This window comes from Erwinia sp. E602 (assembly GCF_018141005.1).
In the GTDB taxonomy this organism is placed as follows: Bacteria; Pseudomonadota; Gammaproteobacteria; order Enterobacterales; family Enterobacteriaceae; genus Erwinia.
Genome location: NZ_CP046582.1, coordinates 2,021,155 through 2,036,494, shown reverse-complemented (window position 1 = coordinate 2,036,494; position 15,340 = coordinate 2,021,155). Strand labels below are relative to the sequence as shown.

Genomic DNA, 15,340 nt, shown 5'->3' with positions numbered 1-15,340 from the left:
CTCTCTTGCAAGCCCTGTGCCAGAGCCGGAATTTTCCTGCACCCCCCGCCGTTAGCGGGACGGAGCGGTTGGTACTTTCCCCCTGCCCGTGGTGAGACCGTCCTGCTGCCCTGCGGTGAAGCAGGATATGCACACTCTTCGTGCAGGCTTTACTCCTGCCCCTCGCCGAAGGCCGGCGCGACCGCCAGCAGCGCGGCGGCGATCTCACCGATGCGCTTATTCTGGTTCATCGCCATTTTGCGCAGGGTCTGGAACGCCCGATCTTCACTGTAGCCCTGCAGGCGCATCAGCAGCAGTTTGGCGCGGTCCACCTGCTTACGCTCCTCGATTGAGGCGCGCATCGCCGCCAGCTGGTCGTCCTGATCCTGCAGCCGCTTCGACTGCTGCTGAATCAGCTCCAGCACCGAGCGGCCGAGCTTTGGCGTCAGTCCGTCCGCCGCAAGCGGCGCCTGCTGCGCCCCCTGCCACGTCTCCCCGGCCTGCACCAGGCTGAACGCCGGGGCCGCCTGCGCCTGCGGCACCCGCAGCTGCAGTTCGGCCGCCGACAGCGGCGCCCCGGCCTCGGCGATGCTCTGCCGGCAGCGCTGCATCAGCGCCACGGCCAGCTGGTCTTCCACGGTTTTCAGGCCGTCGATGCGCCGGGTCAGCCGCTGATACCAGTGCAGCGCCATCGCCGCGCCCTGCCGATCCGGGCGGGAACCGGTACAGGCGATGCGCCGCAGCCGTTCCATCTCCCCTTCCGCACCGCCCAGCCCGTGCCAGCACTGCAGGCTGTTCGCGTCGGCAAACTGCTCAAAATAGCTGAAGCAGCGCTCCTGCGCCTCAATCAGCGCCACCATCTGCTGGCTCTGCGCCGGGGTAAACTCACCGGCGGCAAAGCCGGCAGACCCGATGGCACGCTCCTGCCCGGCCAGCTCCTTGGCGTGCATAAAGCTGAACATCGCCAGCAGCGCCCGCGAGACGCCGGGATCCGAGGCGGTATCCACCATCTCAAACACCAGATTCAGCAGCTGACCGATGGCGTTATTAAAGGTGCTCATCGCGGTGGCGTGGCTCACCGCCAGCAGTCGCACCGAGTGACGCAGCGCGTCCAGCGCCTCCAGCGCGCAGAGCGCGGCGGCGATGCGGCTGAACAGGCGACTGTTACCGGCGCGCGGGCTGTCGGCAGCGGGCAGCGGCGGCAGCAGCGCCAGTACGCTCTGCAGAGAGCGGCCGACGTCGCGCCCGCGCTGCGGCAGCTCGTCGCCAAACAGCTGCCCCTGCGAGCAGAGCCAGATATTGCTGGCACCGCGCTCGCGCTGTAAAACGTGGATCAGCTGACTGAGTTCACCGGTGAGTCGCCCGGCCTGCAGCAGCTGCTGCAGGCCGGCAATTTCGCTCTGGCGTGAGGCCGCCAGCCAGGCAAGGGCGGAAGAGGAGGCGAGGCGCATTCTGTTCTCCAGTCATAAAATACTGACCACAACCAAGCAAAAACCATGCCGTTGCTGCGGACATACGCGTAGTGCAGGCTCAGCGGGCTGATTATAAAGCAGTGCGCGCGCGCGTTATTGACGCTAATCAAATTGCCGTTTCCACGGCTATCAGGCACACTCTGCCAGAGCGGACCTGCGGCGGTAACATGTTCAACCTGACTCTGCAATGGTTCCCATTCTTAAAAGCGTCAGGTAAACTTATGGCCGATTTTATCTTGATGTAATTCAGGGCAATTTTCCTGACTGCAACCTTACGGGGATCATAGTGAAAATTTATCTCGCGTTAACCCTGCTGGCCGTGCTGAGCGTGGCGGGATGTAAAGCCCCTGGCACCCCACCGACGGATGACACCCTGGTAACCAGCGAGGTTAACGGTGTGCGCCTGACGCATCGCTATGCGGTACAGCCGCCGCAGACTTTTACACCGATCGATCGGCCCTATCGCGCCCTGTATAAGGCGTCGGTGATGACCCGCCCGGACTACAGCGGCAAGGTGGTGCGTTACCTGGAGAACGGCAAGCCGTTTACCGCGCTGGGAATGGCGGACGGCTGGCTGGCGGTGGCCGACACCGGGGGTACGGAGTTGCTCGGTTACGTGCCGCAGAAGGCGGCGGTAAAAAGCGAGCTCTATGATGCCACCCTGCGCAACGACCGGCCGCGCCCGCGTAAGAGCAGTAAAAAAGTCTGCGTTGACGTCGGCGGCGAAGGAAAAGCCTGTCGTGACGGCAGCACGGCGACCTGGATTATTCAGTAAACGCCCGAACGCCCGCACAGTTACCCCGTCAGGATCGCGCCACCCGCGCCTGACGGTTCACAGCCGAGAATAACGACACCGCAATGACGCCGGAACTTCCCGCCAGCACGGCCGCCGTAAAGGTCCAGGACTATCGCCTGCTGACCGCTGCCGCCCCGCTGCTCAACGCCATCGTGCAGATCCGCCAGGCCGCCACCCATGACGACCCGGCCGGCCTGCGCCAGCAGCTGGTGGATGAAATCCACCAGTTCGAGGCCGTTGCCCGCCAGAGCGGGTTGCCGTTCGAAACGCTGATCGGTGCCCGCTACTGCCTGTGCGCGGTGCTGGATGAAGCGGCGGCGAAGACGCCGTGGGGCAGCCGTGGCATCTGGTCCGGCAACGGCCTGCTGGTCACCTTTCATAACGAAAGCTGGGGCGGCGAAAAGGTGTTTCAGCTGCTGGCGCGCCTGTCGCAGCATCCGGCGACGCATCTGGAGCTGCTGGAAGTGATCCACTACTGCCTGCTGCTCGGCTTCGAGGGGCGCTATCGCGGTGCGGAACAGGGCCGCCAGCAGCGGGAAGCGCTGCGCGAACGCCTGGCGCAGCTGATCCGTGACACCCGCAGCCGGCAGGCAGCTGCTCCGATGCCGGCGGCAGAGGAGCCGGCGATCGTGCGGCCGCGCTGGCAGGCGCCGATCCCGCTGTGGGTCTGCGCCGCCTGCGCCCTGCTCTGTGGTGCGCTGGTGTTCTCCACCCTGAACTGGCGGCTGGGTAAGGCCACCGAGCCGGTGCTGCAGCAAATCTGGCAGATCCCGCTGCCGGCCGCGCTGCCGGGGCTGCGCGGTAACCCGTCGCAGACCCTGCAGGAGCTGCAGCAGCGGCTTAGCGATCTGATCGACGCCCGCCAGCTGGACGTCACCGACAGCGAAAGCGGCAGCAAGATTATTCTGCCCGCGGACCGCCTGTTCGTCGCCAACAGCGCGGAGCTTACTGCGCAAGGCCGGGCGCTGATCGCCCGCGTGGCGGCGGCGCTGGAAACGGCAAAAGGCACGCTGCTGGTCTGCGCTTACACCGACGACAGCCCCGTTGAGTTCAGCCGCTTCCCCACCCGCTGGGACTATACCCAGGCTCAGGCGCACAGCGCCGGGACGCTGTTACAGCAGCTGCTGGCCCAGCCGGGCATGACGCTACGCAGCGAGGGCCGCGGCGACAGCCACGCGCGCCTGCCGAACGACAGCGATGAAAACCGGGCGATCAACCGTCGGCTGGAGATCATTCTGCAGCCTGCACCGGACGACGGCGGCAATGACAGCAAAAATTCTGGAAAATCCTGATGCCTCACCTCGTGCGTTTCCTCTCTAACCGCCGCCTGTTCTGGGGGCTGACCGGCGTGCTGGCGCTGTCGGCGCTGATCTGGCTGGTCGCCCCGCTGCTGCCCGCCACCCGGTTTGGCGATCCCGGCAGCAGCCTGAGCCGCCAGCTGCTGATCGCGCTCTGCCTGCTGCTGTGGTTCCTGCTGCAGCTGCTGCCGCAGCTGTGGCGCAGGCGGACGAACGCCCGCCTGCTGGCTCGTCTGCAGATGAGCGGCGAGGAGCAGGCCGAACTGCAGGCGACCGGCGAGATGCTGGACGACCGTTTTCTGCAGGCGCTGCAGCTGCTGAAAACCGCGCAGTTTGGCAGCGCTGCGCCGCGTGGACTCGCCGGCTGGCTGGCCCACCGCCGCGCGCCTTACCTCTATCAGCTGCCCTGGTACCTGATTATCGGCGCGCCCGGTGCCGGTAAAACCAGCGCGCTGGTCAACTCCGGGCTGGAGTTTCCGCTGGCAAGCCCGCTGGGCAACACCGCGATGCGCGGCATTGGCGGCACCCGTCACTGCGACTGGTGGTTCAGCCGCCAGGCGGTGCTGCTGGATACCGCCGGGCGCTATGCGCTGCAGGAGAGCCAGCGCACCCGTGACGCCGGCGAGTGGCAGACCTTTATCAGGCTGTTAAAGCGCTACCGCCCGCGGCAGCCGATCAACGGCGTGATCGTCACCCTCAGCGTCGCCGACCTGCTTGGCGACGCCGCGTCGGCGCGTCAGGCGCAGGCCAGCGCGTTGCGTCAGCGTCTGGAAGAGCTGCATCAGCAGACCGGTATTACCTTCCCGGTCTACGTGATGGTCACTAAAACCGATCTGCTGCAGGGCTTTGTTCGCTACTACCAGCAGCTGGACAAGAGCGAGCGTGCGCAGCGGATGGGCATCAGCTTCCCGTGGCCGGAACCGGTCAGCCACGCGCAGCTGCTGGCCGAGTTCACCCCGCGCTTTCAGCAGCTGTGCGGCCAGCTGACCGCCGGGCTGGCGGATCGCATGGCCCAGGAAACGGATCTCAGCCTGCGCGCCGAATGCTTTCAGTTTCCCCAGGAGTTCGCGGCGCTGGCCCCGCTGCTGACCGACTATCTCAGTACGCTGTTTGCCAGCGACCGGCAGCCGGCGGGCTGCATTCCCCGCGGGCTCTTCTTCACCAGCGCCACCCAGGAGGGGCTGCCCTTCGATCGGGTAATGGGCGAGCTGTCGCGCAAGCTGCAGCTGCCGCCGCGCCGGCAACCGTCGCTCTCCGACTGGGACAGCGTCAGCCGCCAGGCACCGATCCCGGCCGGTAAAGGCCAGAGCTTCTTTATCCACGATCTGCTCACCCGGGTGGTGTTTGCCGAGCACAGCCTGGCGGGCAGCGACGGCCGCTGGGAACAGCGCCAGCGCCTGCTGCACCGGCTGGGGTACGCCGCGCTGGGCGGCGGCCTGCTGCTGTGCTGCGCGCTGTGGCTGACCAGCTATCAGCGCAATCAGCAGTGGCTGCAGCAGGTCGGCCAGCAGCTGCCCCGGATGCAGCAGCAGGCCAGCCGCATCGGCAACCCTGACGGCGAAAGCTTTGCCGATCTGCTACCCTTGCTGAATTCGCTGGCGTCGCTGGCCCACGGCGACGCCTTCGCGCTGGATGCGCCGCCGGCCGCGCTGCGCGCCGGGCTGTATCGCGGCGATCAGGTCGGGGAAGCGGCGACCAGCGTCTACCAGGTCGCGTTAAAATCGCTGCTGCTGCCGCAGGTAACGCTGTTGATTACCGCCACCCTGCGTAATGACGACGGCCAGGACCCGCGCTACAGCCGCCGGGCGCTCAGCGCCTATCAGATGCTGTATCAGCCGCAGCATTACAACGGCGCGTTTCTGCGCGGCTGGGTGATGCAGCAGTTAACGCTGAGCGCGCCGCGGCTGACCGACCAGCAGCGCTCGCAGCTTGAAGAGCACCTGAGCGCGTTGCTGGTCGGTCAGGTGCAGCGCTCACCTTTTGCCCGTGACAACCAGCTGCTCAGAAGGGGGGACGATGATCGCCAGCAGTGAACTACAGTGGTACGGCAAGCTGCCTGCGGCGGGAGACTTCGTGCAACGACGGATGCCCCCGGCGCTGAACACGCGCTGGTCACACTGGTTCCAGCAGGGACTGATTGACCGCCAGCATCACCTGCCTGCGGGTGACGTACCGCTGAGCAGCGGGCCGGTGTGGAATTTTGTACTGCCTGCCACCCTCGGGGTGCAGAAGGTCCAGCTGGGCTGCCTGCTGCTCTCGCGCGATCGCGTTGGCCGCACCTGGCCGCTGCTGGCGCAACACAGTCTTACCGTCTGCGAGTGGCACCCGGCGCAGCTGGACGTCGCCGGGCAGTGGTTTAACGCGCTCGGCGCCACCCTGCTCGCCGCCGTGAACAATGCCACCCCGGCCGACCAGCTGGAGCAGGCGCTGCAGGCGCTGGCGCCGCTGAGCCGCCCCGCGCAGGATGTCAGGCTGGCGGAGCTGGAGTCCGGGGATCGGCCCTGCCGGCTGGCGTGGCAGGAGGTTGCCCGTCGGTTCGATCCGCTGCACTACACCAGCTACTGGTGGACCAATCAGGCCGACCACGCACCCCTGCAGACCCACCGCCACAGCGGTAACCTGACCGCCCGGCTGTTTACCCAGCTGTTTCATCCCACCGCCGGCAAACGGGCGGGCCGTCACGGCTTCTATCCGCCGATGTTTGACTAGCCGCGCGTTACAGCAGGAAAATCCTATGCGACTGACCCTTTTATCTCCGCCCGCGTCACTGGCCGTCCACTACTACGATTTTATCGCGCCGGGCGGCACGCTGGGGCGCAGCCCCGATAACCAGCTGGTGCTGCCCGACCCTGAACGGGCCATCTCGCGGTTGCAGGCGCTGATCCACGTCGCCCCCGGCGGCGAATGTCGCCTGACGTCACAGGGCAGCGTCACCCCGGTGTGGCATAACGGCGTGGCGCTGACGCGCGGCGACCAGGTGCTGCTGACCAACGGTGACCGGCTGGCGATCGGCCCCTGGCAGCTGGCGGTCAGCGACCCGCAGCGGCAGCGGGATGAGCCGGTACGCGACGATCCGCTGCTGCTGTTTGGCGAAGACGCAGCGGACGACGATCCGCTGGGCCTGCTGGATGAACCGGTACCGGCAGCGGATCGCATCCCCCCGACGTTCAGCGCTGAACAGCTGGAAGAGCGCGCGGCCCGTGACGCCGCCGCCAGGCTGGCGATCGACCCGCTGCGCCCGCCGCGCGACGACGCGGATGCGGCGCTGCCGGAACAGCAGCGTCTGCTGCAGGCGCTGGTGGACGGGCTGGGGCTGGAAAACGCCAGCGATGCCCCGCCGCTGACCGAACAGCAGATGTACACCACCGGCCGCATGCTGAGCCTGTTCACCCAGGGCACCGTGGCGCTGCTCTCGTCCCGTTCGATCCTCAAGCGCGGGGTAAAGGCCGAGATGACCCAGATCCTCAACGAGGCAAATAACCCGTTTAAAATCCTGCCCTCCGGCAAAATGGTGATGCGGCAGATCTACCAGAATCCGCTGCCCGGCTTTATGCCGCCGGAACAGGCGGTACGCGATGCGCTGGTCGATCTGCAGGCGCATCAGCTGGGGATGATTGCCGGCATCCGGGCGATTATCGCCGCCATGCTGCAGTCGTTTAACCCGCAGCGGGTGGAGGACGACGCCGTGCGCGAAGGGGTTCTGCCGCGCATCGGGCTGAGCGCCACGCGCAAGGCGGCGCTGTGGGACGCCTTTACCCGCCACTATCAGCACACCGCAGGCGAGATCGAAGATGACTTCCATACGCTGTTTGGCGAGGCTTTCCTGCACGCCTACGAGATGGAGGTTCATCAGTACAAAGACTCGCAGACGCCGGTGGAGGAAGGATGAAAATCAGCGTCGCCTCCTGCTCTGAGGCTGGCCACCGCCAGCGCAATGACGACGTGCTCGGCAGCTGGATCGGCGAGCACGGTGCCTGTTTCGTGGTGTGTGACGGCGTGGGCGGCTACGCGGGAGGCGATCGCGCCGCCACGCTGGTGCGCGATCTGCTGCTGGCCCAGGTCAGCCAGCTGGAGCAGCTGACCCTGCAGAACACCACGGCGGCGGTTGCCGGCGTTGAGGAGGCGATCTGCGCGGCACAGCTGAACGATGCCGGGTGCGCGCAGATGAGCACCACTCTCGCCGCGCTGTTTACCGACCGCGAGCGGCAACGGGTGTGGTGGGCACACGCCGGAGACAGCCGCATTTACCATTTCCGGCGAGGTCAGCTGGCGGGCGTCACCCGCGATCACAGCCTGCGCCAGCAGTTTGCCGACGCCGGTTATGAAAATGCAGGCATAAACGGCCATCTGCTCTATAATGCGCTCGGCGGCCATCACGCGCCCTACGTCAGCTGGCACAGCGAGCTGAACGTGGAAGACGGCGATGCCTTTCTGCTGTGCAGCGACGGTTTCTGGAACCCGCTGAGCGCCGGGGATATGGCGCTGGCGCTGCGGCTGGTCAATTCTCCCGACGAGTGGCTGGCGCTGCTGCTTCAGGCCATCGCGCCGGCGGCCAGAAATGACAATCTTAGCGCCGTGGCGGTCTGGTTTGGTTCGCCGCAGGAAACCACCTTACTGATCTCGCCGACCGACGCCGCCCGGTTTCTGCCGCCACGAGAATAAACGCAGGGATTACGATGAAATTTTGGTCGTCCGCAGCCGCGATGCTGCTGTTCGCCGCCGCCGCCCACGCCGGTGATTATCGCGTCGTCTACTCCCCCAGCCTGGCGCTGGAGGTGTATATCGACGACGTCAGCAGCAGCGAGGCGCAGGCCTGGTGCCGCCAGACGCTGCCGCTGCGTATCGTCGCCGGTAAACCCGCTGATGCCACGGTGCTGAACGGTTTTCTGCCGCAGGTAGGCAATCTGTTACAGAACCAGTGTTCGCGGCTGCTGGAGCTGCCGTGGCAGCTCACCGACGGCCAGGGCGCGGTGCTGGCCAGCGGCAGCGCGGTAAAAGAGCAGCGCTGGCGCCCCATCATCACCGCCGGTGATGAGGCGCTGCCGACCGACCTTTCGCCGCCGGCCAACGCCGAGCCGCTGCCGCGCTTTGCGCTGCCCGGCGGCTGCCATTTTCGCACCGGCTGGGATCGCAACAGCGGTTCGCTGTTTATTCCCGCAGCCGCCACGCTGCGCTGCAATGCGCAGGGCTGGCTGGAGGGCAATGGCCAGCTGGAGCTGCTGAAGGCGGATAAAACCGACGCGCGGCCGGTGACCTTTATTGACGGCTACCCGCTGGCGCATCTGCAGCCTGCGGCGACCGGTGCTACGGTGCTGGCGGCCAACAATCAGCGCCTGGTACTGGCCCGGCAGGATGCCGCCGACAGCTGGCTGCTGCTGCCCTATGACGCCCGCCAGCAGCTGTGGTCGTTCAGCGGCACCCTGCTGGTCAAAAGCAGCCGCGACGCCGCCGGTGATGCCGCCGCGCTGAAGCAGCGCGTCAGCGATCTGCGTAACCGCTGGGCGGCAACGGTCGACCCGACGGTGACTATTCATGTGCTGCTGGTTGATGACCTGCACGCCGAGCTCGCTGACCCGGCCATTGCGGCCTGGCGCAGCGTTAATTAAGCAGCGGCTCAGCCGACCTGCAGGAGAGTGGCGTTCATGTCATCGAATTTTCAGTCTACGCCGCCCGCCGGTGCCCTGGCCGCCGGCTATCGCTTTAACGAATTTGAAATCAGCGAAGCGATCGGCGGCGGCGGCTTCGGCATCGTCTACCGCGCCTGGGACCACCAGCTGGAACGCACGGTGGCGATCAAAGAGTATATGCCGGCCACGCTGGCCAGCCGCAACGCGGACGGATCGCTGCAGCCGCGCAGCGAGCGCCAGCAGAAACTCTACCAGGCCGGGCTGAACAGCTTTATCCAGGAGGCGCGCCTGCTGGCCCGCTTCAACCATCCGGGGCTGCTCAACGTGCTGCGCTTCTGGGAACAGAACGGCACCGCCTATATGGTGACGCTGTTCTACAGCGGTTCCAGCCTGAAGGCGCTACAGCTTAACGACCCGGCGCGCATCAGCGAAGCCTGGATCCGCCAGCTGCTGCCGCCGCTGTTCAGCGCCATCGCCACCCTGCATCAGGAGGGCTACCTGCACCGGGATATCTCGCTGGACAATATCCAGATCCAGGATAACGACCAGCCGGTGCTGCTGGACTTTGGCTCGGCGCGCAAAGAGATTGGCAACCTGGAGGATGAAACCGAAATCATGCTCAAGCCCGGCTATGCGCCGATTGAGCAGTACAGCGAAGAGGGTGAGCGCGAACAGGGGCCGTGGACCGATATCTACGCGCTGGGTGCGGTGCTGCACACGCTGATCGCCGGCAGCCCGCCGCCGGTCAGCGTCGTGCGCTGTATTGAAGACCGCTACCCGCCGCTGACCGACCGTCGGCCAGCCGGCTGGTCGCTGCCGCTGCTGTACGCGGTGGATCAGGCGCTGGCGATGGCGCCAGGCGAACGGCCGCAGTCGCTGGAGCAGCTGGCAGCGCTGATCGCGCTGCCGGAAGCCGAGGTTGAAGCGCGGCTGCAGCGGGCCAGCCTTACCTCCTCAGCGTTACCGGCATCGATGGTGACAGCGGAGAGCAGCGCAGGAACTGACGTGGATGCCGGGGCAGCACCGGCAGCGATTCCCGCCGCTGATATTGCTGCACAGCCGGCAGCAGCATCAGCGGGTCTGACGCCAGCCGCCGCTCAACCCGCCTCCGTGGCGATTAACCACGCGGCGGCAGCGCCAGCGCCAGTCACCCAGGCGGCGACGCCGCGGCGGCTGTCGCCCGCGCTGCTTGGGCTGAGCCTGCTGTCGCTGGCGGCGGTGGCGTGCGTGGTGTGGATGCTGAATCGCGATGATGCGCCGGTCGCTGCCGCACAGGGTTCTGCCGTCGCCACGCCAGCGGCCCCTGCGGCCAGCTTAGCCACGGTCTATCTGCGGCTGAACAGCGGCGAGTCGCTGCTGGTGAACGGTAAGGTGCAGGCGGTGAAGGCGGACAGTGATGGCCTGGCGGTGCTGCACCTGGCAGCGGGCAGCTGGCAGCTGCAGGTGAAAAGCGCCGGCGGCGTGCGCCAGCAGCAGTTGACTGTCGATCGTGCGGGCACCTGGCTGGTAAACCCGCAACCCTGAGGCCGACGTCAGCCGGCCAGCCCGTTATGGTTCTGCTGCAGGTCGCGCACCTTCTCCACCAGCCCGGTCAGGCAGTTATCGGCCATTCCGCGCTGCTGCAGCTCCTGCTCCAGCGAGAACAGATACTGCGCGTTGGTACCCAGCGGCCCGCTGGCCTGGGCGATCAGCGGCGCGATGGTCTGCGGGCAGGAGTCGGACTCATACAGCGGATGGCGCGGGTCCATAATAAACACCAGCGCCGTCACCGTACGGCCGTCATCCAGCGTCAGCCCGCACCAGGTCGGCAGGTAGCAGCCGGTGATCATCTCCCGCTTCCACAGCAGCTCCAGCTCCTCCTGCAGTTTCTCCTCCGGCAGGCGAAACGCCAGACCGCTGGTCTGCCCGCCCTCTTTCAGCGCCAGCATCCGTCCGGGCTGGTTGCGGGTGGCACGCCCGGCGGTCAGCCGCAGGCAGAATGCGCGGTGCCAGCCCTGCAGGGTGCCCGGCGCCGCTTCATCGGCCTCAAATACCGGGTTCCACATCAACGAGCCGTAGCCAAATATCCACACCGGGCTGTGATCGGGCCGGCTGGCCAGCGTCGCCGCCAGCGAGGCCGCACGCTGCTCTTCGCTTAACAACAGCGCCAAATCAATATCGCCAAAGGCGGTCTTACAGTCCGCCCGTGCTAAAAAATCTCTGGTTAACATACCCCTCCTGCACCACTGCGTAACGTCCTGTTATTCATTGACTCACTTCCTGAAACTGGCCGTTTTACGATAAAAAACCGACCCGTCTGATGACCATATGCATTTCAGGGCCGTTCGGCAAGCCTGTAACCGGCTTCATAACAAAAAAGTGTTTTTTATCCCGCTGAAACACTAAGCGATCTCACGGACAGCGCCCGCAGTATCAAAAAACGCAGGCTGAAACGTGCAAAATGGTGGGTGCAGCACCTACAAAAATCATGGTTAACGTTCAAAATGATGGGTATTATACCCATACTTACTGACAGGGACAGCAGATGAGTAGCGAGGAGTTGATCCGGCAATTGCGGGCTGATGGTTGGCTCAGGCAGCGGCAATCTGGCAGTCATGTGACGCTGAGCAAGCCTGGAGTCATTAAAATTATTACCGTTCCCTATCATCGCAAGGATCTGTCAAAGGGGATTATCAGACAGGCACAGGAAATATCAGGACTGAAACTGTTTTGAGCCTGATATCCGATTTGCCTGTTTACTGTTGAAATCGTCATTCTTAATCTGGTGAGGCTACGATGCTCTATCCAATCTTTGTTTTCATTAATGAAAGTGGCACCTATGACGGCTATTTTCCCGATGTTGACGGGTGCTTTTTCTCCGGTGATAACCTGGAAGCGGCCGTACGTGATGCTGAAACGGCATTCGGCCAGCATATGGAAGTGTTCACTGAGATGGGCAATCCGGTGGTCGTTCCCCGCGATCCGGCCGCCTGGCTGGGGGACAGCCGTCTGAAAGAAGATAGTGGCTTTCTCACCCTGATTGAGCTGGATCCGGCGAAGTATGAGAGAAAAGCGATCAAATTCAATCTGACGATGCCGGGGAATTTGCTCACGGCGATAGACCGTTATATTGAGAAAAACGGTCACTTTCGCAATCGTTCTTCCTTCCTCTCTGAACTGGCGCGGAAAGAACTGGCCAGAGGGTAACGCCCTAAAAAGTCTCTGCGGGCGCCTGGTTTCGTTATACAGGTGCCCGCCATACTTTGTACCCCGCCGCTGCATGCGGACTTTCCTTTATCGCATCGCATCGCATCGCATCGCATCGCATCGCATCGCATCGCATCGCATCGCATCGCATCGCATCGCATCGCATCGCATCGCAGTCAGCGTAATTCCAGGTCGCAAAACAAGAACGGAATTCTTCCATTTTTTGCTAAACCAGTTTAGCTTACGCGTAAATGACCTTAAGGAGAGTGACGATGAGTAACAAAATCTGGGTGCTGGGCGATGCGGTAGTGGACCTGCTGCCGGAAGCGAATAACCGGCTGCTGCAGTGCCCCGGCGGCGCGCCGGCCAACGTGGCGGTCGGGGTGGCCCGGCTCGGCGGCGAGAGCGCCTTTATCGGCTGCGTCGGCGACGATCCGTTCGGTGAGTTTCTGCGCAGCACGCTGCAGCAGGAGCGGGTGGACACGCGGTATATGACCCGCGAAACCGGGCAGCGCACCTCCACGGTGCTGGTCGGTCTGGATGCCGACGGCGAGCGGCAGTTTACCTTTATGGTGCGCCCTTCCGCTGACCTGTTTCTGACCGCTGAACGGCTGCCGCGCTTTGCCGCCGGTGAAGGGCTGCACCTCTGTTCGATCGCCCTGAGCGCCGAACCGAGCCGCAGCGCGGCGATGCAGGCGATGGCGGCGGTGAAGCAGGCGGGCGGCTGGGTAAGCTTCGACCCCAACCTGCGCGACGACCTGTGGCCGGACGCCGCCGAGCTGAACCGCTGCCTGCAGGCGGCGTTTCAGGCGGCAGATATCATTAAGCTGTCCGAGGACGAACTGAACGTGCTGAGCGCGGCGGCCAGCCTGAGCGATCGCATCCACGATTTTGCGGCACGTTACCAGCCGGCACTGCTGCTGGTGACGCTGGGTGGCGCGGGCGTTTACGTCTGGCACCGTGAGCAGCTGCAGCACTATCCTGCCCCGAAAGTCAGCGTGGTGGATACCACCGGCGCGGGGGATGCCTTTGTCGCCGGGCTGCTGGCGGCGCTGGCGCAGGAGGCCAATCCGCTGGCCCCGGCCCGGCTGGCCGCAGCGATTGACCAGGCCCAGCGCAGCGGTGCCGCCGCCACCACCGCCAAAGGGGCGATGACCGCCCTGCCGTACGCCCGCGATCTCGCCGCAGCAGACTGAATACCGGCAGTAACCGCCCACACGAAGGCACAAACTGCTAACCCGGTCACAGTTCCTGAAGCGGGTTAGCAAATCTGATTGAAAGGATCGGCCACGATCTTTTACCCTTCTTATCGAACCGGTTTAGCAAAACAATAAAACAACGCATACTCAGGGAACCGTTACGATGAAAAAAATAAGCACGCTGGCGCTGGCAATCGGTATTGCCCTTGCCACCCCTCTTTCCCAGGCCGCCACCCTTGATAGCCTGGAAGCACGGCTGATCGCTATGGAACAGCGCCTGCAGCAGGCGGAAAAACGCGCCAGTGACGCGGAGCAGCGCGCCGCCAGCGCAGAGAAAACCGTCGCCCGGCTGGAAACGCAGCGCGGCAACGCGCAGGCAACGGCCGGTGCTGCGGGTACGGCGGCCTTTGCCAGTGCGCCAGCCTCGACAACTCCGGCAGCCCCAAATACCGGCACCGCGTCTGCCGCAACCCCGGCCGCGCCTGCGGCACCCGCCCCCGCGCCGGTGGCCGGCAAACCGTCCTTTGCCGATGGCTTTGAATTCCACGGCTACGCCCGCTCCGGTCTGATTATGAACGACTCGGCGGCCGGCACCCAGAGCGGCCCTTACCTTACCCCGGCCGGCGAGACCGGCGGCGCGGTCGGGCGTTTAGGCAATGAAAACAACACCTACGTTGAGCTGAATTTCGAACATAAGCAGCAGCTGGCCAACGGTGCCACCACCCGCTTCAAGGCGATGCTGGCCGACGGTCAGCGCAGCTACAACGACTGGACCGGCGGCACCAGCGAGCTGAACATTCGTCAGGCCTTCGTCGAACTCGGCGAGCTGCCGGCGTTTAACGGCGTCTTCGATCACAGTACGCTGTGGGCCGGTAAACGCTTTGACCGCGACAACTTCGACATCCACTGGCTGGACAGCGACGTGGTGTTCCTCGCCGGTACCGGCGGCGGCATCTACGACGTGCAGTGGCGCGACGGGCTGAAAAGTAACTTCTCGGTCTACGGACGTAATTTTGGCAATATTGAAACCATCGATAACACCATCGAGAACTATATCGTCACCGCCAACACCTTTGCCGGCCCGTGGCAGCTGATGGTCAGCGGCATGCGCGCCAAAGACAACGATGAACGTATCAATGAGAGCCGCAATAACGCCAGCGCCGGCGACACCGGCGCACACGCCATGCTGGCGCTGCACAACGACAGCTTCTGGGGGCTGGCCGACGGCCAGGCGAAAACCGCGCTGCTGTACGGACGCGGGCTGGGGGCGGAAGTCAAAGGGCTGGGCTCTGACGGCAACCTGACGCAGCAGGCGCAGACCTGGCGGCTGGCCAGCTACGGCGTGACCCGTCTGAACCCGAACTGGAGCTTCGCCCCGGCCCTGCTGGCGCAGAGCAGCCGCGATCGCTACGCCGCCGGCGACGACTATCGCTGGGCGACGCTGAACGCCCGCTTTATTCAGGAGATTAACCCGAACTTCGCCATGGCCTATGAGGGCAGCTATCAGTATATGGATCTCGACCCGCAGGGCTATAAGCAGCGCCAGGCGGTTTCAGGCGGCTTCTGGAAGCTGACCGTGGCACCGACCTTCAAGGTGGCGGATATCGGCGATTTCTTCACCCGTCCGGAAATCCGCCTGTTCACCAGCTGGATGGACTGGAACAGCTCGCTGGACCGCTACGCCAGCGATGACGCCTTTGGCAGCAGCGGCTTCAGCGCCGGCGGCGAGTGGAATTTTGGCATTCAGATGGAAACCTGGTTCTGACCAGCGGCCACCGTCTTA

Annotated in this window: 14 protein-coding genes; 12 read left to right on the top strand and 2 right to left on the bottom strand. The window is 64.6% G+C overall.

Annotated features, from left to right (window positions below; translation table 11 throughout):
• Window positions 1–149 precede the first annotated feature (149 nt).
• Complete coding sequence (locus GKQ23_RS10565; RefSeq protein ID WP_212410909.1) at window positions 150–1,430, bottom strand: nitrate regulatory protein; 1,281 nt, start codon at window positions 1,428–1,430, stop codon at window positions 150–152.
• A gap of 304 nt (window positions 1,431–1,734) precedes the next feature.
• Here GKQ23_RS10565 and GKQ23_RS10560 point away from each other — a divergent pair, with 304 nt between their 5' ends.
• From GKQ23_RS10560 to GKQ23_RS10525, 8 genes are all read left to right on the top strand, one after another.
• Window positions 1,735–2,226: an SH3 domain-containing protein gene (locus tag GKQ23_RS10560; protein ID WP_369878891.1), complete on the top strand. Its 492-nt coding sequence runs from the start codon at window positions 1,735–1,737 to the stop codon at window positions 2,224–2,226.
• A gap of 83 nt (window positions 2,227–2,309) precedes the next feature.
• Complete coding sequence (gene icmH, locus GKQ23_RS10555) at window positions 2,310–3,539, top strand: type IVB secretion system protein IcmH/DotU (RefSeq protein ID WP_212410907.1); 1,230 nt, start codon at window positions 2,310–2,312, stop codon at window positions 3,537–3,539.
• Window positions 3,539–5,578 carry a type VI secretion system membrane subunit TssM gene (tssM, locus tag GKQ23_RS10550; protein WP_212410905.1) on the top strand — a complete coding sequence of 680 codons (2,040 nt, stop codon included), beginning with the start codon at window positions 3,539–3,541 and terminating at the stop codon, window positions 5,576–5,578. Before icmH ends, tssM begins: the two co-directional genes overlap by 1 nt.
• On the top strand, window positions 5,562–6,254 hold the full coding sequence (gene tagF / locus GKQ23_RS10545) for a type VI secretion system-associated protein TagF (RefSeq protein ID WP_212410903.1): 693 nt from the start codon (window positions 5,562–5,564) through the stop codon (window positions 6,252–6,254). The genes tssM and tagF overlap by 17 nt, the downstream gene beginning before the upstream one ends.
• 25 nt (window positions 6,255–6,279) lie before the next feature.
• Window positions 6,280–7,434, top strand: coding sequence for a type VI secretion system-associated FHA domain protein TagH (tagH, locus tag GKQ23_RS10540; RefSeq protein ID WP_212410894.1), 1,155 nt, complete (start codon window positions 6,280–6,282; stop codon window positions 7,432–7,434).
• Complete coding sequence (locus tag GKQ23_RS10535; protein ID WP_056234461.1) at window positions 7,431–8,207, top strand: PP2C family serine/threonine-protein phosphatase; 777 nt, start codon at window positions 7,431–7,433, stop codon at window positions 8,205–8,207. Before tagH ends, GKQ23_RS10535 begins: the two co-directional genes overlap by 4 nt.
• 14 nt (window positions 8,208–8,221) lie before the next feature.
• The gene (locus GKQ23_RS10530; RefSeq protein ID WP_212410884.1) at window positions 8,222–9,151 is read left to right on the top strand and encodes a hypothetical protein; all 930 of its coding nucleotides are present in this window, start codon (window positions 8,222–8,224) and stop codon (window positions 9,149–9,151) included.
• 36 nt (window positions 9,152–9,187) lie between these two features.
• A complete protein-coding gene (locus GKQ23_RS10525) occupies window positions 9,188–10,696 on the top strand; it encodes a serine/threonine-protein kinase (RefSeq protein WP_212410882.1) in 1,509 nt (502 codons plus the stop codon).
• A gap of 8 nt (window positions 10,697–10,704) precedes the next feature.
• Here the strand turns inward: GKQ23_RS10525 and GKQ23_RS10520 are convergent, their stop codons facing one another.
• Window positions 10,705–11,382 carry a gamma-glutamylcyclotransferase gene (locus GKQ23_RS10520; RefSeq protein ID WP_056234453.1) on the bottom strand — a complete coding sequence of 226 codons (678 nt, stop codon included), beginning with the start codon at window positions 11,380–11,382 and terminating at the stop codon, window positions 10,705–10,707.
• Window positions 11,383–11,696: 314 nt separating this feature from the next.
• Between GKQ23_RS10520 and GKQ23_RS10515 the strand changes: the two genes are divergently transcribed.
• The 4 genes from GKQ23_RS10515 (at window position 11,697) to GKQ23_RS10500 (ending at window position 15,322) form a co-directional block, all read left to right on the top strand.
• Window positions 11,697–11,885: a type II toxin-antitoxin system HicA family toxin gene (locus GKQ23_RS10515; RefSeq protein ID WP_212410880.1), complete on the top strand. Its 189-nt coding sequence runs from the start codon at window positions 11,697–11,699 to the stop codon at window positions 11,883–11,885.
• 62 nt (window positions 11,886–11,947) lie between these two features.
• Window positions 11,948–12,358 (top strand): type II toxin-antitoxin system HicB family antitoxin, encoded by a 411-nt coding sequence (locus GKQ23_RS10510; RefSeq protein WP_212410878.1) that lies wholly within the window; start codon window positions 11,948–11,950, stop codon window positions 12,356–12,358.
• Between the two features lie 272 nt (window positions 12,359–12,630).
• Complete coding sequence (locus GKQ23_RS10505; protein WP_056234444.1) at window positions 12,631–13,554, top strand: aminoimidazole riboside kinase; 924 nt, start codon at window positions 12,631–12,633, stop codon at window positions 13,552–13,554.
• Window positions 13,555–13,720: 166 nt separating this feature from the next.
• Complete coding sequence (locus tag GKQ23_RS10500; protein ID WP_212410876.1) at window positions 13,721–15,322, top strand: carbohydrate porin; 1,602 nt, start codon at window positions 13,721–13,723, stop codon at window positions 15,320–15,322.
• Window positions 15,323–15,340: the final 18 nt, after the last annotated feature.